Genomic DNA, 25,468 nt, shown 5'->3' on the forward strand with positions numbered 1-25,468 from the left:
ATGAATAAAAAGCTTCTTACTGTGCTGATGGCCGGAAGCCTGATTGCCGCTGTAAATACTTCTGCATTTGCAGAAGATACGGGTAAGGTAGAGTTTTCTGGCCGTATTGTTGCCGACACTTGCGTTATTGATGTCGATGGCGCAGGAGCAAATACCGTGGTTACTTTTGCGGATGCTTATCCGGATAATTTTGATGGTGATGGGACCCCTGGCCCGACAAAAGATTTCCAGATTTCTCTGGCTAAATGTGACCCTGCCATAGCAAGTTTAAACCTGAGGTTCAGTGGTGACACTACTGACGGCGAGAATTTACGCCTGAAGAACGACCTTAGTGATGCGAGTGCTGCAACAAATGTAGGTATTACCGTAACCAATAATAATGGTGGTAATACTGATGTTGTGTTTGATGACTCCGTTCCGGTATCAACCACTGATGTGGCGAATACTGGCGATGAAGCAACGCCTTCTATTTTCAACTATACCGCGAAAGTGATTCAGATTGGTAATGACAAACCGACTGCAGGTAAATATCACGCCTCCGCGAATTTTACCGTGTTCTATCGTTAAGTATGACAGGCAGCCCTACAGGGCTGCCTGACCAGGGAGTATTGCGGGTGAAATTATATGCGCGAATTTGTTTTGCCATCATTGGGCTTATTGCCATAAATGCACAGGCCAGCATTGTCCTGGGGGGAACTAGAATCATTTACCCGGAGAATAAAAAAGAAGTACAGATATCTATTAAGAATAAAGAAGATGCCAATAAATATCTGATACAAAGCTGGGCAACAAAGACAGATAACACAAAAGCGCCTTTTATTATCACTCCGCCGATTTATAAAATGGACGCTAATGGTCAGGCTCTGCTGCATATCGTCTTTATTGGCGATAAAGGATCGCTACCACAAGACCGTGAATCGATGTTTGTTGCCAACTTTAAATCTGTTTCGGCTATGCCTGATGAATTAAAAGATAAAAATACGCTGCAGTTTGCGATGAAAACACAGCTGAAACTTTTTTGGCGGCCAGTGAGTCTTAAAGAATCGGCCGCTGCCGGTGCGTGGGAAAAATTACGGTTTAGCCGTCAGGGTTCTCAATTAACCGCAAAGAATCCAACGCCATTTCATATTTCGTTATTAGAACTCTCTGTTGGTGGAAAGCGGGTAAAACCTCTCGCAGACAGTTCTGTACCTGAGTCATTGTCAATGACGATTCCTCCCTTTGGGGAACAAATATTTTCAATACCTGCAGCAGCAGTAGGTGATGTGTCATGGGCTGCAGTGAATGACTATGGTGCTGCAACGGTGAAAAAGCACCAACAACTATAAACGCAATGACGCGTATGGGTAAAAATTAAAGGGACTTTATTATATGCAGCCTTATCCTTTGCGATCTTGCCGACTCTTTTTGCTCAACAGCATTACGCTGGCATTATGCTCATTTTTGCACCCAGCGAGTGCTGAAGATGAATTCAATTTGCATATTCTGGAACTCGGTACACCGTTAGAGAATACGTCAACACTGGAAACCTTTTTGCAAAATAATGGGTTACAACCAGGGACTTATTTGACTGAAGTTATGTGGGATTATGATCGCATTGATAAGCGAAATATTACATACGTACTATCGCAGGATAAGACGCAGTTACTCCCGCAGTTCAGCAAAGGGGATCTCAGAGAGCTGGGGGTGAAGGTCGATAGCCTTCCCGGCTTGAAATCATTGGCTGATACGGCTCCAGTTGGCGACATCGCCCAGTACATATCGGGAGCAAAGTTTGATTTTCAACTCGATAGCCAAACTCTTTTCATGCGGATCCCGCAAATTTATCGCGACCAGCAAGTCGCTGGCGCTATCCCTATTAAAGACTGGGACGATGGCATTCCTGCGGCATGGAGCAGCTATTACATTAGCGGTAACCGCCAGCAAGTAAATGGCGAGAACGATAACTCGAACTGGGCAAGCCTTAATTCCGGTCTAAATCTTGGCGCCTGGCGGCTTCGTAATTCAAGTACCTACAGCAATTCGGATGGCTGGGATGCGATCAGCACCACGCTGGAGCGGGATATTAAATTTCTGCAAAGCCAGCTTGAAATCGGCCAGACATATACCAACGGCGAACTGTTTGACAGCGTACAGATGACAGGAGTGAAGCTGGAAACCGATACCAGCATGTTACCCAATAGCTTACAAGGGTTTGCGCCTGTTGTACGCGGAATTGCCAATAGCGATGCAAAAGTAACGATTAAGCAAAATGGCTACACGATATATCAGACTTATGTCTCCAGCGGCCCCTTTGAAATCAGAGATCTCAGTCAGGTAACAGCAGGGTCAGATTTACAAGTTACCGTTAAAGAAGCTGATGGAAGCGAGCATTCGTTTATTCAGGCAAGTGCTTCGGTACCCATCTTACAGCGTGAAGGTGCGCTGAAATATAGCCTTGCTGGTGGAAAATACCGCGATAGCGATAACGGCGAGGAACCTGGGTTTGGTCAGGCGACGGTAATCTACGGCATGCCTCATGGCATTACGCTGTATGGCGGAGCGCTCGACGCATCAATTTACCGTGCCGGTCTGGTCGGGGCGGGGGCCGATCTCGGTGAGCTTGGTTCTGTGTCTGTAGATGTTACTGCGGCCAGAACTCAGTTTGACGACGGGCGTGGTAATGCCAATGGTTTATCCTGGCGCGCACAATATTCCAAAGACTTTTCTGCAACAGATACCACGGTGACGCTGGCCAGTTACCGTTATTCTACTTCTGGTTTTTATACCTTCCAGGAAGCACTCGATCAACGTGATAGAGGCGAAGATGATGGAATTTACAATTACCGTAAAACAAACAATCGTCGTAGCCGTTTACAGTTGAGTATGTCGCAATCATTGGGCTCTGTAGGGTCTGTGTATATCAATGGTTATCAACAAGATTACTGGGATATGAGTGGGCATGAACGCAGTGCCAGTATGGGGTTCAGCTCCAGTTGGCAGGACATCACCTGGTCCGTGAACTATAGCCTGACAAAAACACCAAACAGCGATAATGACCAGCAGGTTGCATTTTCCGTCAATATTCCTTTGTCACGTTGGCTGTCAAACAGTTGGGCGACCTACAACCTAAACAGCGCTAAAAATGGCAATACCGTGCATCAGGTTGGGATTGGCGGGACTGCGCTGGAAGATAACAACTTAAGTTATAACCTGCAGCAAAGCTATACCGATCACGATACTGGATATGGTGCGAGCATGACGGGGCGTTATCGTGGCTCATACGGTGAAATTGGGGCGAACTATAGCTATGCCAAAGATAGCAAACAGTGGAACTACAGCGCGCAAGGATCCGTCGTCGCACATCCTTATGGTATTACGCTGGGGCAATCTGTCCAGGATGCTTTTGCTATTGTCCATATTGACGAGGGAGCAGATGTTAAAGTCCAGAATATGCAAGGTATTTATACTGACTACTGGGGAAATGCGGTCGTACCATATTTAACTAATTATCGTCGTAATACCGTCACGGTGAACAGCGGGGAACGCGACGATCTGGATATCGAAAAACCGGCCAAAGATGTCGTACCTACGAAAGGGGCAGTTGTCGCAGCTAATTTCTCTGCCCGCCAGGGTATTCGCGCCTTATTAACACTTCACCATGGATCGAGTTTTGTGCCTTTCGGCGCGGTACTGTCAATTGAGGGGGGCTCCTCAATAGTCGGAGATGGTGGCGAAGTTTATCTGACCGGTTTGAAAGGTAATGTACCGTTTAAAGTACAGTGGGGTAGTGCTCCAGAACAGCGCTGTGAAGGAAATGCGCAGATCCCAGACGATATCGAGTCCTCTATTTACCAGGCTGCGGTTGAGTGTCGATAGTGTAAAGGGAAAACATAAAATGGACTGTGGGAATATGAATAATTATATGATTTTTAGATTGATTCTATGTTGCGGTCTATTGTTCGCACAGCAATCAGTTCAGGCATCCTGCAAAATTGAGAATGATGCGTCGCCGTCAACCTCTACGTTCAATATGCCGTCGTTTACGGTAAATGCGGACGCTGCTCCAGGTACGATCATTGCAACCCAGGAAGTGACTGGCGATCTTATTAAAGTCGTGGACTGTACAGATAATGGCGATATCTATACAGGCTATACCGTATTCACGAGTAGCGATGCCCGCACGGATAATCCCCTTAGCCGCGTTTATCAAACAAATGTTCCGGGAATAGGTTTTCGGGTCGCCTGGGTTAAAGATAACGCTTCCGCCCTAACAGAAGGTTCGGTGGTTACCCCTATGCATCTAGGGACGGCAAAAACAACCCACTTAAGTGACTATAGTATTCAATCACGTGCGAGAGCTGAATTTGTCGTCACTGGTGTTGTGCAGTCAGGAGTTATTGACGTCAACATGCTCAATGCGGACTGGATTTATGATTCGCAGGTTATTGCTCAAATTCGCTTTGCGCCAATAGCGATTAACGTTACTGCTAACACCTGCAATTTGGTTGAAAAAAATATCACTGTGCCACTTAAGAGAATCATGACTAGCGATATTGTGGACGGTTATTCCGATGTTGTGTCTGATGATAGTTTCAAGATTCAGCTGGAACAGTGTGTCGCGGGCATCAAACTTGATTATAAATTCACCACTGCCGGTTCAACTGGCGTGAGTGGCAATAGCGACATCCTGGAGATCGCCAGTGGTAATGACGCAGCCGAAGGGGTCGGATTACAAATTCTCGACAGCAACAATAATGTGCTGAAATTTGATCAAGATTACAACGCGGTAGCGCAAACAACCGATAGGCAGTCTGTCACTATCCCTTTGAAAGCAAGATATGTACAAACAGGAACTGTAAAAGCGGGAAAGGTTGACTCTGTTGCGACATTTAACGTTTTTTACCGCTAGCCAAAAATAGCCTGTGTATTTGCAGGCTTTTCTTTTCAACATTCCAGCCTAATTTATTAACCCTTTCTTTTCATCTGGTTATTTCTTAACCCCTCAGTTTTAGTAGGGACGTGTATTGCTTGCTATCTCGCCAGAGTTTCGAATATTATGCTGCCGTTATAATAATAATTCTCGTTTACGTTATCATTCACTTTCATCAGAGAAATACCAATGGCGCGTCTTAAAACTGCTCAGCCAAGTTCATCACTGCGTAAAATCGCAGTAGTGGTAGCCACAGCGGTTAGCGGCATGTCTGTCTATGCACAGGCGGCGGTTGACCCGAAAGAAGAAACCATCACCGTAACTGCTGCACCTGCCGCACAAGAAAGCGCATGGGGACCGTCCCCAACCATCGCTGCGAAGCGGTCTGCCACTGCAACCAAGACCGATACACCTATCGAAAAGACCCCGCAATCTGTTTCGGTAGTGACGCGTGAAGAGATGGACACCAAACAGCCCGCGACGGTGAAAGAAGCGATTGCTTACACGCCGGGTGTTTTTGCCACGCGTGGTAGTTCAACTACCTATGATGTGGTGACAATTCGAGGTTTCACTGCGCCAACCACCGTCAATACCAACCAGTATCTTGATGGGATGAAACTTCAGGGAAATAACTACTCTGAAGTATCAATGGACCCATATTTTCTGGAACGCGTAGAAGTCATGCGTGGGCCAACATCTGTATTGTACGGTAACAGTAACCCTGGCGGCATTGTAAGCATGGTAAGCAAGCGTCCGACCACTGAACCTCTGAAAGAAATTCAGTTCAAAATGGGGACTAACAACCTCTGGCAAACCGGTTTCGATTTCAGCGATGCTATTGATGATGACGGTGTGTGGTCATACCGTTTAACGGGATTAGGCAACAGCCAGAATTCTCAACAGGAAATGTCAAAATCAACGCGTTACGCTGTTGCGCCTGCGTTTAGCTGGCGTCCTGATGATAAAACAGATTTCACCTTCCTTAGTAACTTCCAAAACGATCCGTATGCGGGTTATTACGGTTGGTTGCCGCGTGAAGGTACGCTTGTCCCTTACTACGATGCGAACGGTAATCCGCACAAGTTGCCAACTGATTTCAATGAAGGCGAAGACGATAACAAGATGGCGCGTCGTCAGAAAATGGTAGGCTACAACTTCTCGCATGCCTTGAACGATACCTTCACTGTGCGCCAGAATCTGCGATATGACCGAGTGAAAACACTCTACCGTTCCGTGTATGGCTACGGCTACATTGCCCCTGGCAAAATTAATCGCCAGTATGTGCGTTCTGACGAAGATCTCAGTGCATTCACTGTCGACACCCAGCTTCAGTCTGCTTTTGCCACCGGCGATGTGGAACATACTCTGCTGACAGGTGTTGATTATTCGCGCATGCGTAACGACGTGAATGCACTTTATGGCTCCGCAGATCCACTGGATATGAATAACCCGCAGTACGGTAATCCGAATATTGATGTCAGCGGACCGTATGCGAAGTACGCCGTGCTGAACCGTATGGAGCAGACCGGACTTTACGCCCAGGACCAGATGGAATGGGATAAGTGGGTGCTGACGCTGGGTGGTCGTTATGATTACGCAACAACCTCTACGTTGACTCGCTCCAGTAATACTCTGGCCGAAGTTAACGATCAACAGTTTACCTGGCGCGGTGGTGTTAACTACCTGTTTGATAATGGAATTTCACCATACTTCAGCTATAGCGAATCTTTCGAACCGACATCAGGTTCAACGAAAGAAGGAAAACCGTTTGATCCGTCACGCGGTAAGCAGTACGAAGCTGGCGTGAAATATGTGCCGAAGGATATGCCTGTCGTGCTGACAGCTGCGGTTTATCAGCTGACGAAAGACAAAAATCTGACCGCAGACCCGAACGATCCAACTGGGCTGTACAGCGTTCAGAGCGGCGAAATTCGTTCTCGTGGTGTTGAGCTGGAGGCTAAAGCTGCGGTCAATGCCAACGTTAACATTACGGCGGCATACAGCTATACGGATGCGGAATATACCGAGGACACCATCTTCAAAGGCAAGCGTCCGGCAGAAGTACCTCGTAATCAGGCTTCTTTATGGACCGATTATACGTTCTATGAAACGGCACTTAGCGGTTTGACTCTTGGCGCAGGGGTGCGTTACACCGGTTCAACGGTGAGTTACTACAAAAACGATGCGGCGAAGAAGAACGACTCCTTTAACGTTGGTGGCTATACTGTTGCCGACGCGATGGTGAAATACGATCTGGCTCGTTTCGGCATGGCGGGTTCGTCTGTTGCGGTGAACGTTAACAACCTGTTTAATCGCGAATACGTTTCCAGTTGCTACAGCGAATACGCATGTTACTGGGGCGCAGAACGTCAGGTCGTTGCAACTGCAACCTTCCGTTTCTAATTTCTCTTTGGGCACGCTTTGCGTGCCCGTTTTACAAGTTGGCTGCTATGCAGGAAAACAGATCCCATCCCGACACCACTTTTGCGTTGCGTAATGTCTCCTTTCGTGTGCCTGGTCGCACGCTTTTGCATCCTCTCTCATTAACTTTTCCTGTAGGGAAAGTGACTGGTCTTATCGGCCACAACGGTTCCGGTAAATCGACATTATTGAAAATGCTGGGACGTCATCAGCCGCCGTCAGAAGGTGAAATCCTGCTCGACGAACAGCCGCTGGAGAGCTGGAGTAGTAAAGCGTTTGCCCGCAAGGTCGCCTATCTGCCGCAACAGCTGCCGCAGGCAGAAGGGATGACCGTACGCGAACTGGTGGCGATTGGTCGTTATCCGTGGCACGGGGCGCTGGGGCGTTTTGGCGTTGCCGACAGAGAGAAGGTAGAAGAAGCAATTTCGCTGGTAGGTTTAAAGCCGCTGGCGCACCGTCTGGTCGATAGCCTGTCCGGTGGGGAACGCCAACGCGCGTGGATTGCCATGCTGGTGGCACAGGACAGCCGCTGTCTGCTGCTTGATGAACCGACTTCCGCGCTGGATATTGCCCATCAGGTTGACGTGCTGGCGCTGGTGCACCGCTTAAGCCAGCAGCGCGGGCTGACGGTGGTTGCGGTGCTGCATGATATCAATATGGCGGCCCGTTACTGCGATTACCTCGTTGCGCTGCGCGGCGGTGAGATGATTTCTCAAGGAACGCCTGCTGAACTGATGCGCAGTGAAACTCTGGAACAAATTTACGGTATCCCGATGGGCATTTTGCCGCATCCGGCCGGTGCCGCACCCGTGAGTTTTGTCTATTAATGATCGGATTACATCATATTACTCGTCGGCGGCTGCTTACGGCGATGGCGCTGTCGCCTCTGCTGTGGCGGATGAATACGGCGCACGCCGCGGCGGTTGATCCCCAGCGCATTGTAGCGCTGGAATGGCTGCCGGTAGAGCTGCTGCTGGCGCTGGGTATTACGCCGTATGGCATCGCAGACATCCCTAACTACAAGCTGTGGGTCAGTGAGCCTCCTCTACCGGACTCGGTAATTGATGTCGGGCTACGTACGGAACCCAATCTCGAACTGCTGACCGAAATGAAGCCCTCATTTCTGCTCTGGTCGGCAGGTTACGGTCCTTCTCCTGAAAAGCTGGCGCGGATTGCACCAGGCCGGGGATTTAATTTCAGCGATGGCAAAAAGCCGCTGGCCGTTGCGCGACAGTCGCTGCAGGAAATGGCGCAATTGTTCAATCTGCAAGCCTCTGCTGAACGCCATTTGACTGAGTACGATCGTTTTATCGCCAGCCTGAAACCGCGCTTTATGCAACGCGGCGCGCGTCCCGTGCTCCTGACATCCCTGCTTGATTCGCGGCATATGCTGGTGTTTGGTTCAAACAGCCTGTTCCAGGACGTACTGGACGAATATGGGATCCCTAACGCCTGGCAGGGAGAAACAAACTTCTGGGGCAGTACTGCCGTGAGTATTGACCGTCTGGCTGCTTATAAGGATGTCGATGTGCTGTGCTTTGATCACGGCAACGATAAAGAGATGGCTGCGCTGATGTCTACGCCATTATGGCAGGCGATGCCGTTTGTCCGTGACGGACGTTTTCAACGTGTGCCTGCCGTTTGGTTCTATGGCGCAACGCTATCGGCCATGCATTTTGCCCGTATTCTGGATAATGCGTTGGGAGGCAAAGCGTGAGCAGGAAACTTGAAATGCCGGATGGCGGCGCGAAAAGCGCTTTATCCGACCTACGGTTTGGGCGCTTTGTAGGCCGGATAAGGCGAAGCCGCCATCCGGCGTTGCTGTTGTTGGTGCTGTTTGTTGCTGCCTGCTGGCTGACATGGGTTAACTTCTCCGTTGCGCTACCGCGCAGTCAGTGGCAACAGGCTATCTGGTCACCGGATATCGACATCATTGAGCAGATGGTTTTTCACTATAGCCTGCTGCCGAGGCTGGCGATTTCGCTATTGGTCGGCGCCGGGCTGGGCCTGGTCGGCGTGTTGTTTCAGCAGGTGTTGCGTAACCCGCTGGCGGAGCCAACCACGCTGGGCGTTGCGACTGGTGCGCAGTTGGGCATTACGGTTACCACGCTGTGGGCTATTCCTGGTGCGCTGACCACGCAATTTGCGGCGCTGGCGGGAGCATGTGTCGTTGGGGCGCTGGTGTTTGGCGTTGCCTGGGGCAAGCGTCTTTCTCCGGTGACGTTAATCCTTGCCGGGCTGGTGGTCAGCCTGTACTGCGGGGCGATTAACCAGTTGATGGTTATCTTCCATCACGATCAGCTGCAAAGCATGTTTTTATGGAGCAGCGGCACGTTAACGCAAACCGACTGGAGCGGCGTACAGCGTCTGTGGCCGCAGCTGTTGGGCGGTGTGATGCTGACTCTGTTGTTATTACGCCCAATGACGCTGATGGGACTGGATGACGGCGTGGCGCGCAACCTCGGTCTGGCGCTGTCGCTGGCACGTCTGGCGGCGTTATCGCTGGCCATTGTCATCAGCGCCTTACTGGTTAACGCGGTTGGGATTATCGGCTTTATTGGCCTGTTTGCACCGCTGCTGGCGAAAATGCTCGGTGCGCGTCGTTTGCTGGCACGTCTGGTACTGGCCCCGCTGATTGGTGCGTTGATCCTCTGGCTCTCCGACCAAATCATTCTGTGGCTGACCCGCGTATGGATGGAAGTCTCCACCGGTTCAGTGACGGCGTTGATTGGCGCACCGTTGCTACTGTGGTTGTTGCCGCGCTTGAGGAGTATGAGCGCCCCGGATATGAACGCCAGTAATCGCATCGCCGCTGAGCGTCAGAATGTGCTGATGTTTGCGCTGGCAGGTGGCGTTATCTTGCTGCTAACCCTCGTGGTGGCGCTGTCGTTTGGCCGCGACGCACATGGCTGGACATGGGCCAGCGGCGCGATGCTGGATGAGCTGATGCCCTGGCGCTGGCCTCGCATTCTGGCGGCCCTGATTGCCGGGGTGATGCTGGCGGTAGCGGGCTGTATTATTCAACGTCTGACGGGCAACCCGATGGCCAGCCCGGAAGTGCTGGGCATTAGCTCCGGTGCGGCATTTGGCGTGGTGCTCATGCTGTTTTTGGTCCCCGGAAATGCTTTTGGCTGGCTGCTGCCTGCCGGAAGCCTCGGGGCCGCGGCTACTCTGCTTATCATTATGATTGCCGCCGGGCGCGGTGGTTTTTCACCGCATCGTATGCTGTTGGCCGGCATGGCGCTCAGTACGGCCTTTACTATGCTGCTGATGATGCTGCAGGCCAGCGGCGATCCGCGCATGGCGGGCGTGTTGACCTGGATTTCCGGCTCAACCTATAACGCGAGCGGAGAGCAGGTACTGCGTACCGGGATTGTGATGGTGATTCTGCTGGCGATGACGCCGCTGTGCCGCCGTTGGCTAACAATTTTACCGCTCGGCGGCGATACGGCGCGGGCTGTAGGTATGGCTATCACGCCATCACGCGTGGGGTTACTGCTGCTGGCGGCAGGGCTGACGGCGACAGCCACCATGACTATTGGACCGTTGAGCTTTGTCGGGCTGATGGCTCCGCATATTGCCCGTATGATGGGTTTTCGTCGGGCGATGCCGCATATGCTGATTTCGGCGCTGGCGGGTGGCGTGTTGCTGGTCTTTGCTGACTGGTGCGGCAGGATGGTGCTGTTTCCGTATCAGATCCCGGCGGGATTATTGTCGACGTTTATTGGTGCGCCGTACTTTATCTATCTGCTGAGAAAGCAGAGCCGCTGAGGCTGACCCCTTTCATGTAGGCCGGATAAGACACTTTTAGTCGACATCCGGCAATAAAAAAGCCGGGTGGCGGCTTCGCCTTACCCGGCCTACATTTCTGCACGTTCTCTTTTTTACAACTTCGCAAACACCCGGCGCGCAGCGTCGATGGTGTTATTGATATCGTCTTCACTGTGCGCCACGGACATAAAGCCCGCTTCGAAAGCAGACGGCGCCAGATAAATTCCTTCATCCAGCATCATGTGGAAGAAGCGCTTGAAGCGTTCGACGTCGCATGCCATCACATCCTGATAGCAGGTTACGGTTTCTGCATCGGTGAAGAAAATCCCGAACATCCCGCCCACATGGTTAACCACCAGCGGAATATTCGCTTCTTCGGCAGCTTCCAACAGACCTTCCGCCAGACGCGTCGTCAGTTCGTTCAGCGTTTCATGAATACCCGGTTGGGCGACTTCGGTCAGACAGGCATAACCTGCCGCCATCGCGATCGGGTTACCGGAAAGCGTCCCCGCCTGGTAAACCGGACCGGTCGGCGCCAGTGCGTCCATCACATCGCGGCGACCGCCGAATGCGCCAACGGGCATTCCGCCACCGATAATTTTACCGAGGCAGGTCAGATCCGGCACGACGCCGTAATAATCCTGTGCTCCGGCCAGCGCTACGCGGAAACCGGTCATCACTTCATCGATGATCAACAGTGCGCCAAACTCATCGCACAGCGCACGCAGGCCCGGCAGGAATTCCGGCAGCGGCGGGATGCAGTTCATGTTGCCGGCAACCGGCTCAACGATGATGCACGCGATCTCCTGCGGATACTGTTCAAATGCCGCACGTACTGAAGCGAGATCGTTGTAGGTGCAGGTCAGGGTGTGTTTCGCGAAATCGGCCGGAACGCCTGGGGAGTTCGGCTGGCCCAGCGTTAATGCGCCTGAACCAGCCTTAACCAGCAGGCAGTCGGCATGGCCGTGATAGCAGCCTTCAAATTTGATGATTTTATCGCGACCGGTGAAACCGCGCGCCAGACGGATTGCGCTCATTGTCGCTTCCGTACCGGAGTTCACCATGCGCACCATGTCCATGGTCGGCACTAATTCGGTGACCAGCGCCGCCATTTTCACTTCCATCTCGGTCGGTGCTCCGAAGCTTAAACCGCGCTCCGCAGCTTCAATCACCGCATTACGGATTGCCGGGTGGTTGTGACCCAGTACCATCGGTCCCCAGGAACCGACGTAATCGACATAGGCTTTACCATCGACATCGTACAGATACGCGCCGTCCGCTTTTTCGATAAACAGCGGAGTACCACCCACGCCAGTAAAGGCGCGAACGGGGGAGTTAACGCCGCCTGGGATAAGTTCGCGTGCTGCGCTGTAGAGATTTTCAGACTTACTCATGGATGGGGTCCTGGTTCGTAGAAAAAGTAAATGCCCGCTATTCTAGTTATTCAGAGAAGGTTATGAAAGTTTTACGCATTTGAAACAATGCGATTTGCAGGGGATTTTCGCGAAATGTGCGAGTAGAATGCCGATTCCGTATTTGTATTACCAATTAATGATCATCTGATGAAGACAGACACTCCCTCTTTTGAAGCACAGCAAATTGTGCGTTTACGCCGCAGGGATCAAATTCGTCGTCTCCTGGAACGAGACAAAACGCCGTTGGCGATCCTGTTGATGGCTGCAGTAGTGGGTACTGTGACAGGGCTTGTTGGCGTGGCATTTGAGAAAGCGGTGACCTGGGTGCAGAATCAGCGCATTGGCACGCTGGCTCAGGTTGCGGACCATGACATTCTGCTGTGGCCGCTGGCGTTTATTCTCTCGGCGTTGCTGGCGATGGTCGGCTATTTCCTGGTGCGTAAATTTGCGCCGGAAGCCGGTGGTTCGGGGATCCCAGAGATTGAAGGTGCACTGGAAGAGCTGCGACCTGTGCGTTGGTGGCGTGTCCTGCCGGTGAAATTTATCGGCGGCATGGGCACGCTGGGTGCTGGCATGGTGCTTGGGCGTGAAGGTCCGACCGTGCAGATTGGCGGTAACCTCGGGCGCATGGTGCTGGATATTTTCCGCATGCGTAGCGCCGAAGCGCGGCATACCTTATTGGCTACCGGTGCGGCTGCGGGCCTTTCGGCGGCGTTTAACGCTCCGCTGGCGGGGATCCTGTTCATTATTGAAGAGATGCGCCCGCAGTTTCGCTATAACCTTGTGTCGATCAAAGCCGTGTTTACCGGCGTTATTATGTCGAGCATTGTGTTTCGCGTGTTCAACGGCGAAGCGCCGATTATTGAAGTTGGGAAGCTCTCCAATGCGCCGGTAAATACGCTGTGGCTGTATCTGGTGCTCGGGCTTATTTTTGGCTGTGTCGGGCCATTGTTCAACACCATGGTGTTGCGCACCCAGGATATGTTCCAGCGCTTCCACGGTGGTGAAATTAAAAAATGGGTGCTGATGGGCGGCGCGATCGGCGGTCTGTGCGGGATCCTCGGGTTAATTCAACCGGAAGCGGCAGGCGGTGGCTTTAACCTGATTCCTATCGCCGCGGCAGGCAATTTTAGCGTTGGTCTGCTGCTGTTTATATTTATCACCCGGGTCGTCACCACGCTGCTGTGCTTCTCGTCCGGCGCGCCCGGTGGGATCTTTGCCCCGATGCTGGCGTTGGGGACGTTGCTTGGTACGGCGTTCGGTATGGCTGCGGCGGCCTCTTTTCCGCAGTATCACCTGGAGGCCGGAACCTTTGCCATTGCCGGAATGGGGGCTTTGTTGGCTGCTTCGGTGCGTGCGCCGCTAACGGGTATTGTACTGGTGCTGGAGATGACCGATAACTATCAGCTCATTTTGCCAATGATTATTACCTGTCTTGGCGCAACACTATTAGCCCAATTTATGGGCGGAAAGCCGCTATACTCGACTATCCTGGCTCGTACGCTGGCAAAACAGGAAGCGGAGCAGGCGGCAAAAAGCCAGGGTACTGCCGCTGGCGAGAATACTTGAACGAAATACCAGGGTATTAGATAATGGCCCAAAATATTGGGTTGAAATTTACCCAATTGCCGATGTCGTTTGGAGCAAAATATGAGTGATGACGTAGCGCTGCCACTGCAATTTACTGAAGCAGCAGCCAATAAAGTTAAAAGCCTGATCGCTGACGAAGATAACCCGAATCTGAAATTACGCGTGTATATCACTGGCGGTGGTTGCAGCGGTTTCCAGTACGGTTTCACCTTTGATGATCAGATCAATGAAGGTGATATGACCATTGAGAAACAAGGTGTTGGTCTGGTCGTTGATCCGATGAGTCTGCAATATCTGGTGGGCGGCGCGGTTGACTATACCGAAGGTCTGGAAGGTTCCCGCTTCGTTGTGACTAACCCGAATGCGAAAAGCACCTGCGGGTGTGGTTCTTCTTTCAGCATCTGATTGCTGTCTGTAATACTGATGGTCTGATGTTGTAGGCCCGGTAAGCGTAGCGCCACCGGGCAATGTGCCGGATAGCGGCGTAAACGCCTTATCCGGCCTACATGTTCTGTATCGTCCTATCAACGCCCGTTATCATCCAGCGCAAACGTCGGCAATTTCAGATGCCAGCGAATGGCGGCAAGCCGAATCAGCAGGGTGACAATCATCCCCATCATACTGGCGTTTTCCAGTGAAACATCAAAGGTATAAAACGCTGTCGCATGCACGATCCCGCCGATAATACAGGCTGTGGCGTAGATCTCGGTGCGCAAAATCATCGGGACTTCACGAGCTAACACATCGCGAATGATCCCACCACCAACGCCGGTAATCACCCCCATACAAATCGCCACCAGCGGCCCTGTTCCTGCGAGAAATGCCTTGTTGACCCCAATACCCACGAACACAGCCAGACCAACGGCATCCAGCACCGGAAGGATCCATTTCGGTATGCGTCTTGGTTGACGTACCAACAGGATCGTCAGCATGCTGGTGATCATCGCCACCACCAGATCGGTCGGATCCTTAACCCAAAAAACCGGTCCATTATCCAGCGCCATATCGCGGATCGTTCCACCACCAACGGCAGTAACCACGCCGAGTACCAGGACGCCAAACGGATCCATACGTAATTTTCCGGCCAGTAATACGCCAGAGATTGCAAATACCGCGGTGCCGACAATATCAAGCCAATAGACGAGCATTTTTAAATCCTCACAACAGACCTGGTGGGGGCAGGCGCTAATTTATCTGTGAAAGCGCATTACAGAGTTGTTTTGCGGCGAGGATAATACGCGGGCTCGCGCGTTCGAACCAGTCACTATTAAGTGTAATAATGGGTATTTTTAGCTGGTTTCCCCAGTATTGCTCAATTTTCAGAGTTTCGCCCGGACCGCCTGTGGCAACAATAGCCTGGGGGGCTCGTGCCAGGACCTGCTCACGGCTAACCTGCGGCCAGGGAACCCGACTACCGGCAAAGATGTTTTCTCCGCCGCAGACCTCAAGAACTTCGTGCTGAATAGAACCTTTTCCACTGGTAAACAGAGGATTGGCACCAAACTGGAGAAACACGCGTTTTTTCGGTTTGTTGGCATACTGAGATTTAAGTAAAGCATAGTCATCAAGCATGGTTTGCGCCGCCTGTTTAGCTTGTTCAGGCTTGGGGCTCCATGCTGCTAATTGGCGTAGCGCATCGGCAACCTGCTCAATGGTAACGGCATCCACCCAGATGACCTTAATTCCCAGAGAGGTCAGTTGATTCACCTGCCGCTCAGCATTTCCCCCGCGCCAGGCGACGACCAAATCAGGTTTCAGCGCCACAATACGTTCAAGATTCATCCCTTGCCAGGTTGAGACTTCCTCAATATTTTTGGCTTCTGGCGGGTAGTTTGAATAGCTGCTGACGCCAACGGGGGTAATGCCAGCGGCAAAAGCGAGTTCAGTATTGGCAGGAGAAAGCGTCACAACACGCGGCGCGGCGTAAAGGAACGCCGGGAGAGTGAAAAGCAGGGCGACCAGCGCCCTGGAGAGTAATTTAGCCATGCGCCAGTTTCTGTACCAGCGTTTCAACCATCAGGCTTGACTGCTTCGCGGCAACCACCAGGAATTCGTCAAAGCTGAGATGGGACTGCTGATCGGCAACGTCAGAGATAGCGCGAACCACGACAAATGGCACGTTAAAGTTGTGGCAAACGTGCGCAATTGCGGTCGCTTCCATCTCAACGGCAATCGCCTGTGGGAAGTTATGCTTAATTTTAGCCAGCCCCACGGAACCGTTAATGAATGCGTCGCCGCTGACGATAAGTCCGCGAACGGCGTTCAGATTGAGTTCGGCGATGCAAGACTCTGCGGCAGCAATCAACGCAGGATCGGCTTTAAAACCAGCCGGGCATCCCGGTAGCTGACCAAATTCATAGCCAAAGGCAGTGACGTCGGCGTCGTGATAGCGCGCTTCGTCAGAAACTACGATATCTCCGACTTTCAGCGTAGAGGCCAGGCCACCCGCAGAACCGGTATTAATGATGGCGTCCGGCTTGCAGCGTTCAAGCAGCAGCGTAGCGCCCAGTGCCGCAGCCACTTTACCGATACCCGATTTCAGCAGCGCAACCTCTGTACCGTTCAGTTGGCCGGTGTAAATTTCACAACCGCCGAGCGCGATGGTCTGACGGTTTTCGATTTTGTCACGCAGCAGCGTAACTTCTTCTTCCATTGCACCAATGATGCCGATTTTCATAGATTTACTCGCGATAAGCCAGATTTGAGGGCATAGTCTATCATGCGCTTAAGGGGTAGCGCATTTCTCAGGCGGGAGAGGACATGGCACAGATCGATTTCCGAAAAAAAATAAACTGGCATCGTCGTTACCGTTCGCCGCAGGGCGTGAAGACTGAGCATGAGATCCTGCGTATTTTCGAAAGCGATCGCGGACGTATTATCAATTCACCGGCCATTCGCCGACTGCAACAAAAAACGCAGGTCTTTCCGCTGGAGCGTAATGCGGCAGTACGCACGCGCTTGACGCACTCGATGGAAGTTCAGCAGGTTGGGCGCTATATCGCGAAAGAGATCCTCAGCCGACTGAAAGAACTAAAGCTGCTGGAGCTGTATGGCCTGGATGAACTGACAGGGCCATTTGAGAGTATTGTCGAAATGTCCTGCCTGATGCATGACATTGGTAATCCGCCGTTTGGCCATTTTGGGGAGGCGGCAATTAATGACTGGTTCCGCCAGCGGCTGTATCCCGCAGACGCAGAAAGTCAGCCCCTAAGTGATGACCGTTGCCAGGTGACGGCATTACGGTTGCGTGAAGGCGAAGAGTCGCTGAATGATATTCGCCGTAAGGTACGCCAGGACCTGTGCCATTTTGAAGGCAATGCGCAGGGTATTCGCCTTGTGCATACGTTGATGCGTATGAACCTTACCTGGGCGCAGGTTGGCGGTATTTTAAAATATACCCGTCCGGCGTGGTGGCGCGGCAGTGCACCCGAGACACACAACTATTTAATGAAGAAGCCGGGTTATTACCTTTCTGAAGAACCGTATATTGAGCGGTTGCGTAAAGAATTATCATTAGCGCCTTACAGTCGCTTTCCATTAACCTGGATTATGGAAGCTGCCGATGATATCTCTTATTGCGTGGCGGATCTGGAAGATGCCGTTGAGAAAAGAATCTTTAGCGTCGAGCAACTTTATCACCACCTGTATGAGGCGTGGGGGCAGCATGAAAAAGGTTCCCTGTTTAGCCAGGTTGTTGAGAACGCCTGGGAGAAGTCACGTTCAAATACATTAAGCCGGAGTACCGAAGATCAGTTCTTTATGTATTTACGCGTCAATACGCTGAATAAACTGGTGCCATATGCGGCCCAGCGGTTTATTGATAATTTGCCGCAGATTTATGAAGGCAGCTTTAATCATGCGCTGCTAGAAGATGCAAGTAGCTTCAGCCAGTTACTGGGTGTTTATAAAAATGTGGCGGTAAAACATGTGTTTAGCCATCCGGATGTTGAACAACTGGAACTACAGGGCTATCGGGTGATCAGCGGGTTGCTGGAGATCTATCAGCCGTTATTAAAAATGTCTCAGTCAGATTTTTCTGAACTGGTCGACAATGAAAGAGTAAAACGTTTTCCTATCGAGTCCCGTTTATTTCAGAAGTTGTCTACCCGCCATCGTCTTGCGTATGTTGAGGCGGTTAGTAAAATATCGACGGGGTGCGCCGAGTATTCGGTTCTGGAATATTATTATCGCTGTCGGCTGATTCAGGATTATATCAGCGGAATGACAGATTTGTATGCCTGGGATGAATATCGTCGCTTGATGGCCGTAGAACAATAAATACTCATTTGTAAAGACGGACAATAAAATTTTACTTTTTCCTTAAACTTAATTCTGGAACTTAGCGCTATAAAACGACTCTGACGTATACAGCAATTTTGCGTTACCTGTTAATCGAGAACGAAACACATGAAAAAAACCACATTAGCAATGAGTGCACTGGCTCTGAGTTTAGGTTTGGCGTTGTCCCCCCTGTCTGCTACAGCGGCTGAGACGTCGTCTTCAGCAATGACCGCCCAACAGATGCCAAGCCTGGCCCCGATGCTCGAAAAAGTGATGCCATCGGTGGTAAGTATTAACGTCGAGGGGAGCACGACGGTAAATACGCCGCGCATGCCGCGTAATTTCCAGCAGTTCTTCGGTGATAATTCACCGTTCTGCCAGGACGGTTCTCCGTTCCAGAGTTCACCGTTCTGCCAGGGCGGCGCACCGGGCGCTGACAATGGCGGCGGCCAGCAGCAGAAATTTATGGCACTCGGTTCCGGCGTAATTATTGATGCCGCGAAAGGGTATGTCGTGACCAATAACCACGTGGTAGATAACGCCACGGTGATTAAAGTTCAGTTGAGCGATGGTCGTAAATTTGACGCGAAGATCGTGGGTAAAGATCCGCGCTCCGATATCGCGCTGATCCAAATTCAGGATCCGAAAAACCTGACGGCGATTAAGCTGGCAGATTCCGATGTGCTGCGCGTGGGTGATTACACCGTGGCAATTGGTAACCCGTTTGGCCTCGGTGAAACGGTGACTTCCGGTATTGTTTCTGCGCTGGGACGTAGTGGCCTGAACGCGGAGAACTACGAAAACTTTATTCAGACGGATGCTGCGATCAACCGGGGTAACTCTGGTGGTGCGCTGGTCAACCTGAACGGTGAGCTGATCGGTATTAACACCGCGATCCTCGCACCGGACGGCGGTAACATCGGTATCGGTTTTGCGATCCCAAGCAACATGGTGAAAAACCTGACCTCGCAGATGGTTGAGTTTGGCCAGGTTAAACGCGGTGAGCTGGGCATTATGGGTACCGAGCTGAGCTCTGAGCTGGCGAAAGCGATGAAAGTTGACGCCCAGCGTGGCGCATTCGTCAGCCAGGTGATGCCGAACTCTTCCGCAGCGAAAGCGGGGATTAAAGCCGGGGATGTGATTACCTCCCTGAACGGCAAACCTATCAGCAGCTTCGCCGCCCTGCGTGCGCAGGTCGGTACGATGCCGGTTGGCAGCAAAATCACCCTGGGTCTGCTGCGTGACGGTAAGCCGGTCACCGTGAACCTGGAATTGCAGCAGAGCAGCCAGACTCAGGTTGACTCCAGCTCTATCTTTAAAGGCATCGAAGGTGCCGATATGAGCAACAAAGGCCAGGACAAAGGTGTCGTGGTAAGCGACGTGAAACCGAATTCTCCGGCTGCACAGATTGGCCTGAAGAAGGGGGATGTGATTATCGGCGCGAACCAGCAGCCGGTGAAAAACATCGCTGAACTGCGCAAAATCCTCGACAGCAAACCGGCTGTACTGGCGCTGAACATTCAGCGTGGTGACAGCTCCATCTATCTGTTGATGCAGTAATCTCCCTCAACCCCTTCCTGCACAGGAAGGGGTTTCTTTTTGTGATACTTCCCACAACTCCATACTTCTCCCTTTCGCTTTGTGCATTTGCACAATGTCGCCGCTTATTATCTTCCCTATGCTTGAGCTCTGCTCACAGGAGGGGTTTATGGCTGGTTGGCATCTTGATACCAAAATGGCGCAGGATATCGTGGCGCGTACCATGCGCATCATTGATACCAATATCAACGTAATGGATGCCCGTGGGCGGATAATCGGCAGCGGCGATCGCGAACGTATTGGTGAATTGCACGAAGGCGCGCTGCTGGTGCTTTCGCAGGGTCGGGTGGTCGATATCGACGATGCGGTGGCACGTCACTTGCACGGTGTACGACAGGGGATAAACCTGCCTCTGCGTCTGGAAGGCGAAATCGTTGGCGTTATCGGCCTTACCGGCGAGCCGGAGCATCTGCGCAAATACGGCGAGTTAGTATGTATGACCGCCGAAATGATGCTGGAACAGTCGCGCTTGATGCATCTGTTAGCGCAGGATAGCCGTCTGCGTGAAGAGCTGGTGATGAACCTGATTCAGGCGGAAGAGAATACGCCAGCGCTGATGGAATGGGCCCAGCGTTTAGGCATTGATTTGAACCAGCCACGCGTGGTGGCGGTGTTGGAGGTCGATAGTGGCCAGCTTGGCGTTGACAGTGCGATGGCGGAGTTACAGCAATTGCAGAATGCGTTGACCACACCCGAACGTAATAATCTGATTGCGATTGTTTCCCTGACCGAGATGGTGGTGCTGAAACCGGCGCTCAATCAGTTTGGCCGCTGGGACGCTGAAGATCATCGTAAGCGGGTTGAGCAGCTTATTGCCCGCATGAAAGAGAACGGACAGCTGCGTTTTCGCGTGTCGCTGGGCAACTATTTTACCGGGCCTGGTAGCATTGCCCGTTCGTATCGTACGGCGCGCACCACCATGATGGTCGGTAAACAGCGGATGCCGGAAAGCCGTAGCTATTTCTATCAGGATTTGATGCTGCCAGTACTGCTGGACAGCCTGCGCGGCGGCTGGCAGGCCAATGAACTGGCGCGTCCGTTGGTGAGGCTGAAAGCGATGGATAACAATGGGTTGCTGCGTCGGACATTGGCGGCATGGTTTCGTCATAACGTCCAGCCGCTGGCCACCTCAAAGGCACTGTTTATTCACCGCAATACGCTGGAATATCGCCTGAATCGTATTTCAGAACTGACCGGGCTGGATCTGGGGAATTTTGACGACCGACTGCTGCTGTATGTGGCGTTACAACTGGATGAACAGCATTGATTAATTGCCTGATGGCGCTACGCTTATCAGGCCTACGAGGATATACCTGTAGGCCGGATAAGGCGTAAGACGCCGCCATCCGGCAACAAACGGCTTATTTACGCGTCAGTTTTTCCAGATCGGCTTCAATTTCGCTGATCTTGTTGGTCACGACGCTTTCGAGATGACGTAAATCATCAAGGATCTTGCGTTTAAGATCGACTTCGCTGCGATCGCGCTGGCAGATCTGATCCAGTTCATCGATCACATAGCGCAGGTTGGGACTGATCTCCTGCACTTCTTTGTAACCCTGGCCGATGCCATCAGCTACCACCGTTTTGCGCTGACGGGGATATTTGAACTTCACGCTCTTGGCAAAAAACTCGCCTTTATCCTTTTGGAAATAGATTTTCAGGATATCGTTGTTGGCTTCTTGCCGCAGGCTGTAACGATCGATCTCTTCAGGATTAGTAATGCCCAGACTTTTCAGATTGTCATACATAGCGGTACCCTTAAGCTCACTATAACCATTGAATAATTAACGAAAAGCCTTGTTTATGCCACTCGCAGATGTAAAAAAAGCGGGCTAAGCCCGCTTTTTCAAATCGCTGTTAGTCGATAGTGCGCAACAGTTCGTTGATTCCCACTTTGCCACGCGTTTTGGCATCGACTTTCTTCACAATCACCGCGCAGTACAGGCTGTATTTACCATCTTTCGACGGCAGGTTGCCGGAGACGACCACGGAGCCTGCCGGAACGCGACCGTAATGCACTTCGCCAGTTTCGCGATCGTAAATACGGGTGCTCTGACCGATGTACACGCCCATGGAGATAACAGAACCTTCTTCGACGATCACGCCTTCAACCACTTCAGAGCGTGCGCCGATGAAGCAGTTGTCTTCGATGATGGTTGGGTTAGCCTGCAACGGCTCCAGTACGCCGCCGATGCCAACGCCGCCGGACAGGTGTACGTTTTTACCGATTTGCGCACAGGAACCGACTGTCGCCCAGGTATCAACCATCGTACCTTCATCAACATAAGCGCCGATGTTTACGTAAGATGGCATCAGCACGGTGTTACGGGCGATAAACGCACCCTGACGCACGGCCGCAGGCGGAACCACGCGGAAACCTTCCTTCTGGAAGCGCGCTTCGTCGTAGTTGGCGAATTTCATCGGTACTTTATCGAAGTAACGGCTTTCCGCACCTTCGATGACCTGATTATCGTTAATACGGAAAGAGAGCAGGACCGCCTTTTTCAGCCACTGATGCGTGACCCACTGACCCTCAATCTTCTCTGCGACGCGCAGTGCACCGGAATCCAGTAAAGAAATAACCTGATTCACCGCTTCGCGGGTTACGGTATCTACATTTGCCGGAGTAATGTCGGCACGGCGCTCGAAAGCGGACTCAATAACGTTCTGTAACTGCTGCATTGTTAAACTCTTTCCATAATAAATAAAAACATCACCCTTTATCGTTTGGATTGAGGGCCTCTGTCAACCGTTGATGTACTTCCTGCTGCAGCTCATTATTAAGGGCGCGCCGGTCGGCGGTGGCGATTATGAATAAATCTTCTACTCGCTCGCCAATGGTTGTAATTCGGGCGCCATGCAGCGAAATTCCCAGATCGGCAAAAATCTGCCCGACCCGCGCCAGCAGGCCGGGCTGGTCGAGAGCGATAAGCTCCAGGAATGATTTTCGGTCGGTATGGGTCGGCAAAAAGGTGACCTCAGTATCGACGGTAAAGTGGCGTAATTTTGCCGGCTGGCGACGCGGTTGCGGTGGCTGCCAACTGCGCTGCGTGATGGCCTGTTCCAGTCCAAAACGGATCGCTTCGTGTCGATCTGAAGACAACGGGCTGCCGTCCGGTTCCAGCACGATGAACGTATCCATCGCCATCCCATCGCGGGTAGTGAAAATCTGCGCATCGTGGACGCTAAGATTACGCCTGTCCAGTTCAGCGCAGACGGCGGCAAACAGGTAAGGGCGGTCAGGGCTCCAGATGAAAATTTCTGTCCCGCCGCGCGTGGCCTGTGGGCTGAGCAGGATCAGCGGCTTGCTGAGATCGTGTTGCAGCAGATGGCGCGCATGCCAGGCCAGTTGATTTGGGCTGTGACGCACGAAGTAGTTGGCGCGACAGCGTGACCAGATGTGGTGCAACGCTTCTTCATCAATGTTGTCCATTCGCAGTAGCGCCAGCGCCTGAAGCTGATGGTGGCGTACGCGCTCGCGCATATCCGGCGTATTTTGCATGCCACGACGGAGTTGTTTTTCCGTTGCGAAGTACAGCTCGCGTAGCAGGCTTTGCTTCCAGCTATTCCACAGCGTTTCGTTGGTGGCGCAAATATCCGCGACGGTCAGACACACCAAAAAGCGCAGACGGTGTTCCGTTTGTACCTCTTCGGCGAATTGCTTGATCACTTCGGGATCCTGAATATCGCGGCGCTGAGCGGTCACCGACATCAGCAAATGCTGGCGCACCAGCCACACAATCAACTGCGTTTCGCGGGAATTCAGGCCGTGCAGTTCGGCGAACTTGAGCACGTCCTGAGCGCCGAGCACCGAGTGATCGCCGCCGCGACCTTTGGCGATATCGTGGAACAGCGCGGCAATCAGAATCAACTCCGGCTGTCGCAGACGCGGCCATAGATCCACACACAGCGGATGGCGCTGACGGGTCTCTTCGTTAGCAAAACTTTCCAGCTTGAGCATTACGCGGATGGTGTGTTCATCCACCGTATAGGCATGAAACAGGTCAAACTGCATTTGGCCGACAATATGCGACCATTGCGGCATATAGGCCCACAACACGCTGTGGCGATGCATCGGCAGCAGACCGCGGCTCACCGCACCCGGATGGCGCAACATACTGAGAAACAGCGATCGCGCTTCCGGGATGTAGCACAGCGGTTGAGTTAAATGACGGCGGGCATGACGCAGATGGCGCAGCGTGGTGGAGTAAATTCCGCTGATCGCGCTGTTACGCACCATGATGTAAAACATCCGCAGTATCGCTTCGGGTTTGCGGATAAACAGATCGTCGTTGCGCAGATCGATCAACGTGCCGCGCAGTTGGAAGTCGTCATCAATCGGGCGCGGTTTTTCATCGGCGGGCATGGCGAGGATCGCCTCGTCGAACAGTTGCAACAGCATGTGATTCAGTTCGCTGACCCGTCGGGTGACGCGGAAATAGTCTTTCATCATCCGCTCGATAGGCTCGTTGCCTTCGCCGCCGTAGTTTAGCCTTTGCGCCACGCTGAGCTGGCGGTCAAACAGCAGGCGGTTGTCGTAACGACTAACGACCAGATGCAGGGCGAAGCGAATCCGCCACAGGATATGCAAACATTCATTCAGCTCGGCGCGTTCAGCCAGTGTCAAAAAGCCGAAGCCGACCATTTCGTCCAGTGAGGTGGCGCCAAAATGGCGACGCGCCACCCATTGCAGGGTATGGATATCGCGCAGGCCGCCGGGACTGCTTTTGATGTCCGGCTCCAGGTTGTAGCTGGTGCCGTGATAGCGCTGGTGGCGCTGATTCTGCTCTTCCACTTTAGCGGCGTAAAACTTGTCGGAAGGCCAGAAACCTTCGCTAAAAATATGCTTTTGCAGCTCCAGAAACAGCGCCACATCGCCGATCAGCAAGCGTGTTTCAATCAGGTTGGTGGCGACGGTTAAATCTGACAATCCTTCCAGCAGACACTCTTCCAGCGTACGCACGCTATGCCCAACCTCCAGCCTCACGTCCCATAGCAGCGTTAACAGCTCACCGACTTTCTCGGCCTGCGCATCAGGCAGCTTTTTACGACTCAGGATCAGCAGGTCAATATCGGAAAGCGGGTGCAATTCGCCTCGTCCGTAGCCTCCAACGGCAACCAGCGCCAGATCGGCTATTTGCCCGAACCCTGCTTCTATCCACAAACGCTGTAGCAGTTGGTCAATAAATTCGGTGCGGGCCTCAATGAGCTGTTCTGCGGAAATTCCACTGTCAAACGCTTCGCCTAACCAGTTCTGGAAGGTGTCGATATGCGCTTTAATGCCGGAGCAGTTGAGATCTTGCTGTGGCCATGTCCCTGGGTTTTGCGGTTGGCCAGGCAGGGTGGGGAGGGCAGTATTTGCGTGCTGTTCAGGAAGAGTATTCATTATGCGCCACCCATTAAAAAGCCGGATGATGGCGTGAACGCCTTATCCGGCCTACTAAGTAGTACAATTTGTAGGCCTGATAAGATGCGAATG

General features: G+C 52.2%; 21 protein-coding genes. 14 read left to right on the plus strand and 7 right to left on the minus strand.

Going from position 1 to position 25,468, the window contains the following annotated elements:
* The 8 genes from OGY10_RS05585 to fhuB all read left to right on the plus strand — a co-directional run bounded on the left by OGY10_RS05585 (nucleotide 1) and on the right by fhuB (nucleotide 11,104).
* Nucleotides 1-567 (plus strand): fimbrial protein, encoded by a 567-nt coding sequence (locus OGY10_RS05585; protein ID WP_191226408.1) that lies wholly within the window; start codon nucleotides 1-3, stop codon nucleotides 565-567.
* A 47-nt stretch (nucleotides 568-614) separates the two neighbouring features.
* Nucleotides 615-1,328, plus strand: a complete 714-nt coding sequence (locus OGY10_RS05590; RefSeq protein WP_191226407.1) for a fimbrial biogenesis chaperone — start codon at nucleotides 615-617, stop codon at nucleotides 1,326-1,328.
* Between the two features lie 43 nt (nucleotides 1,329-1,371).
* Nucleotides 1,372-3,858 carry a fimbria/pilus outer membrane usher protein gene (locus OGY10_RS05595; RefSeq protein ID WP_032942394.1) on the plus strand — a complete coding sequence of 829 codons (2,487 nt, stop codon included), beginning with the start codon at nucleotides 1,372-1,374 and terminating at the stop codon, nucleotides 3,856-3,858.
* A 34-nt stretch (nucleotides 3,859-3,892) separates the two neighbouring features.
* Nucleotides 3,893-4,891: a fimbrial protein gene (locus OGY10_RS05600; protein WP_239693058.1), complete on the plus strand. Its 999-nt coding sequence runs from the start codon at nucleotides 3,893-3,895 to the stop codon at nucleotides 4,889-4,891.
* Between the two features lie 210 nt (nucleotides 4,892-5,101).
* Nucleotides 5,102-7,315, plus strand: a complete 2,214-nt coding sequence (gene fhuA, locus OGY10_RS05605; RefSeq protein WP_008786254.1) for a ferrichrome porin FhuA — start codon at nucleotides 5,102-5,104, stop codon at nucleotides 7,313-7,315.
* 47 nt (nucleotides 7,316-7,362) lie between these two features.
* On the plus strand, nucleotides 7,363-8,160 hold the full coding sequence (fhuC, locus tag OGY10_RS05610) for a Fe3+-hydroxamate ABC transporter ATP-binding protein FhuC (RefSeq protein WP_003829206.1): 798 nt from the start codon (nucleotides 7,363-7,365) through the stop codon (nucleotides 8,158-8,160).
* The gene (fhuD, locus tag OGY10_RS05615; RefSeq protein ID WP_125362713.1) at nucleotides 8,160-9,050 is read left to right on the plus strand and encodes a Fe(3+)-hydroxamate ABC transporter substrate-binding protein FhuD; all 891 of its coding nucleotides are present in this window, start codon (nucleotides 8,160-8,162) and stop codon (nucleotides 9,048-9,050) included. Before fhuC ends, fhuD begins: the two co-directional genes overlap by 1 nt.
* A 14-nt stretch (nucleotides 9,051-9,064) precedes the next feature.
* Nucleotides 9,065-11,104 carry a Fe(3+)-hydroxamate ABC transporter permease FhuB gene (gene fhuB / locus OGY10_RS05620; protein WP_156183268.1) on the plus strand — a complete coding sequence of 680 codons (2,040 nt, stop codon included), beginning with the start codon at nucleotides 9,065-9,067 and terminating at the stop codon, nucleotides 11,102-11,104.
* Between the two features lie 113 nt (nucleotides 11,105-11,217).
* On the opposite strand, the gene hemL is transcribed toward fhuB, so the two are convergent.
* Nucleotides 11,218-12,498, minus strand: a complete 1,281-nt coding sequence (gene hemL, locus OGY10_RS05625) for a glutamate-1-semialdehyde 2,1-aminomutase (RefSeq protein WP_008786258.1) — start codon at nucleotides 12,496-12,498, stop codon at nucleotides 11,218-11,220.
* Nucleotides 12,499-12,666: 168 nt separating this feature from the next.
* Between hemL and clcA the strand changes: the two genes are divergently transcribed.
* Genes clcA through erpA form a run of 3 tightly spaced genes read left to right on the plus strand, consistent with a single transcriptional unit; the run spans nucleotide 12,667 to nucleotide 14,514 of the window.
* Nucleotides 12,667-14,088, plus strand: a complete 1,422-nt coding sequence (gene clcA, locus OGY10_RS05630; protein WP_008786259.1) for a H(+)/Cl(-) exchange transporter ClcA — start codon at nucleotides 12,667-12,669, stop codon at nucleotides 14,086-14,088.
* A 23-nt stretch (nucleotides 14,089-14,111) separates the two neighbouring features.
* A complete protein-coding gene (yadW, locus tag OGY10_RS05635) occupies nucleotides 14,112-14,177 on the plus strand; it encodes a small protein YadW (protein WP_122973801.1) in 66 nt (21 codons plus the stop codon).
* Complete coding sequence (gene erpA, locus OGY10_RS05640) at nucleotides 14,170-14,514, plus strand: iron-sulfur cluster insertion protein ErpA (protein ID WP_032942401.1); 345 nt, start codon at nucleotides 14,170-14,172, stop codon at nucleotides 14,512-14,514. The genes yadW and erpA overlap by 8 nt, the downstream gene beginning before the upstream one ends.
* 119 nt (nucleotides 14,515-14,633) lie before the next feature.
* Here the strand turns inward: erpA and OGY10_RS05645 are convergent, their stop codons facing one another.
* Genes OGY10_RS05645 through mtnN form a run of 3 tightly spaced genes read right to left on the minus strand, consistent with a single transcriptional unit; the run spans nucleotide 14,634 to nucleotide 16,786 of the window.
* Nucleotides 14,634-15,257, minus strand: a complete 624-nt coding sequence (locus OGY10_RS05645) for a TRIC cation channel family protein (protein ID WP_003829199.1) — start codon at nucleotides 15,255-15,257, stop codon at nucleotides 14,634-14,636.
* Nucleotides 15,258-15,294: 37 nt separating this feature from the next.
* Nucleotides 15,295-16,095, minus strand: a complete 801-nt coding sequence (gene btuF, locus OGY10_RS05650; RefSeq protein WP_003829197.1) for a vitamin B12 ABC transporter substrate-binding protein BtuF — start codon at nucleotides 16,093-16,095, stop codon at nucleotides 15,295-15,297.
* Nucleotides 16,088-16,786 carry a 5'-methylthioadenosine/S-adenosylhomocysteine nucleosidase gene (gene mtnN / locus OGY10_RS05655; RefSeq protein WP_003829195.1) on the minus strand — a complete coding sequence of 233 codons (699 nt, stop codon included), beginning with the start codon at nucleotides 16,784-16,786 and terminating at the stop codon, nucleotides 16,088-16,090. Before mtnN ends, btuF begins: the two co-directional genes overlap by 8 nt.
* An 83-nt stretch (nucleotides 16,787-16,869) precedes the next feature.
* Between mtnN and dgt the strand changes: the two genes are divergently transcribed.
* From dgt to cdaR, 3 genes are all read left to right on the plus strand, one after another.
* Nucleotides 16,870-18,387: a dGTPase gene (dgt, locus tag OGY10_RS05660; protein WP_111466094.1), complete on the plus strand. Its 1,518-nt coding sequence runs from the start codon at nucleotides 16,870-16,872 to the stop codon at nucleotides 18,385-18,387.
* 129 nt (nucleotides 18,388-18,516) lie between these two features.
* Nucleotides 18,517-19,950, plus strand: coding sequence for a serine endoprotease DegP (degP, locus tag OGY10_RS05665; protein ID WP_286576422.1), 1,434 nt, complete (start codon nucleotides 18,517-18,519; stop codon nucleotides 19,948-19,950).
* Between the two features lie 148 nt (nucleotides 19,951-20,098).
* Complete coding sequence (gene cdaR, locus OGY10_RS05670; RefSeq protein ID WP_003829189.1) at nucleotides 20,099-21,256, plus strand: DNA-binding transcriptional regulator CdaR; 1,158 nt, start codon at nucleotides 20,099-20,101, stop codon at nucleotides 21,254-21,256.
* Nucleotides 21,257-21,350: 94 nt separating this feature from the next.
* Here cdaR and OGY10_RS05675 read toward each other — a convergent pair whose 3' ends face one another.
* From OGY10_RS05675 to glnD, 3 genes are all read right to left on the minus strand, one after another.
* Nucleotides 21,351-21,737, minus strand: coding sequence for a DUF3461 family protein (locus OGY10_RS05675; protein ID WP_005132126.1), 387 nt, complete (start codon nucleotides 21,735-21,737; stop codon nucleotides 21,351-21,353).
* Nucleotides 21,738-21,846: 109 nt separating this feature from the next.
* Nucleotides 21,847-22,671 (minus strand): 2,3,4,5-tetrahydropyridine-2,6-dicarboxylate N-succinyltransferase, encoded by an 825-nt coding sequence (gene dapD / locus OGY10_RS05680; RefSeq protein WP_003829186.1) that lies wholly within the window; start codon nucleotides 22,669-22,671, stop codon nucleotides 21,847-21,849.
* Nucleotides 22,672-22,702: 31 nt separating this feature from the next.
* A complete protein-coding gene (gene glnD, locus OGY10_RS05685) occupies nucleotides 22,703-25,375 on the minus strand; it encodes a bifunctional uridylyltransferase/uridylyl-removing protein GlnD (RefSeq protein WP_003829184.1) in 2,673 nt (890 codons plus the stop codon).
* Between the last annotated feature and the right edge of the window lie 93 nt (nucleotides 25,376-25,468).

Origin of the sequence: Citrobacter sp. Cpo148 (genome assembly GCF_030332375.1) — a bacterium.
GTDB classification, from domain to species: Bacteria; Pseudomonadota; Gammaproteobacteria; order Enterobacterales; family Enterobacteriaceae; genus Citrobacter; species Citrobacter portucalensis.

Excerpts from the sequence above, each read along its gene's own strand:
- OGY10_RS05585 (WP_191226408.1), top strand. The coding sequence starts at position 1 with ATGAATAAAAAGCTTCTTACTGTGCTGATGGCCGGAAGCCTGATTGCC.
- OGY10_RS05595 (WP_032942394.1), top strand. The coding sequence starts at position 1,372 with ATGCAGCCTTATCCTTTGCGATCTTGCCGACTCTTTTTGCTCAACAGC.
- OGY10_RS05600 (WP_239693058.1), top strand. The coding sequence starts at position 3,893 with ATGAATAATTATATGATTTTTAGATTGATTCTATGTTGCGGTCTATTG.
- fhuA (WP_008786254.1), top strand. The coding sequence starts at position 5,102 with ATGGCGCGTCTTAAAACTGCTCAGCCAAGTTCATCACTGCGTAAAATC.
- fhuC (WP_003829206.1), top strand. The coding sequence starts at position 7,363 with ATGCAGGAAAACAGATCCCATCCCGACACCACTTTTGCGTTGCGTAAT.
- fhuD (WP_125362713.1), top strand. The coding sequence starts at position 8,160 with ATGATCGGATTACATCATATTACTCGTCGGCGGCTGCTTACGGCGATG.
- fhuB (WP_156183268.1), top strand. The coding sequence starts at position 9,065 with ATGCCGGATGGCGGCGCGAAAAGCGCTTTATCCGACCTACGGTTTGGG.
- hemL (WP_008786258.1), bottom strand. The coding sequence starts at position 12,498 with ATGAGTAAGTCTGAAAATCTCTACAGCGCAGCACGCGAACTTATCCCA.
- clcA (WP_008786259.1), top strand. The coding sequence starts at position 12,667 with ATGAAGACAGACACTCCCTCTTTTGAAGCACAGCAAATTGTGCGTTTA.
- erpA (WP_032942401.1), top strand. The coding sequence starts at position 14,170 with ATGAGTGATGACGTAGCGCTGCCACTGCAATTTACTGAAGCAGCAGCC.
- OGY10_RS05645 (WP_003829199.1), bottom strand. The coding sequence starts at position 15,257 with ATGCTCGTCTATTGGCTTGATATTGTCGGCACCGCGGTATTTGCAATC.
- btuF (WP_003829197.1), bottom strand. The coding sequence starts at position 16,095 with ATGGCTAAATTACTCTCCAGGGCGCTGGTCGCCCTGCTTTTCACTCTC.
- mtnN (WP_003829195.1), bottom strand. The coding sequence starts at position 16,786 with ATGAAAATCGGCATCATTGGTGCAATGGAAGAAGAAGTTACGCTGCTG.
- dgt (WP_111466094.1), top strand. The coding sequence starts at position 16,870 with ATGGCACAGATCGATTTCCGAAAAAAAATAAACTGGCATCGTCGTTAC.
- degP (WP_286576422.1), top strand. The coding sequence starts at position 18,517 with ATGAAAAAAACCACATTAGCAATGAGTGCACTGGCTCTGAGTTTAGGT.
- cdaR (WP_003829189.1), top strand. The coding sequence starts at position 20,099 with ATGGCTGGTTGGCATCTTGATACCAAAATGGCGCAGGATATCGTGGCG.
- OGY10_RS05675 (WP_005132126.1), bottom strand. The coding sequence starts at position 21,737 with ATGTATGACAATCTGAAAAGTCTGGGCATTACTAATCCTGAAGAGATC.
- dapD (WP_003829186.1), bottom strand. The coding sequence starts at position 22,671 with ATGCAGCAGTTACAGAACGTTATTGAGTCCGCTTTCGAGCGCCGTGCC.
- glnD (WP_003829184.1), bottom strand. The coding sequence starts at position 25,375 with ATGAATACTCTTCCTGAACAGCACGCAAATACTGCCCTCCCCACCCTG.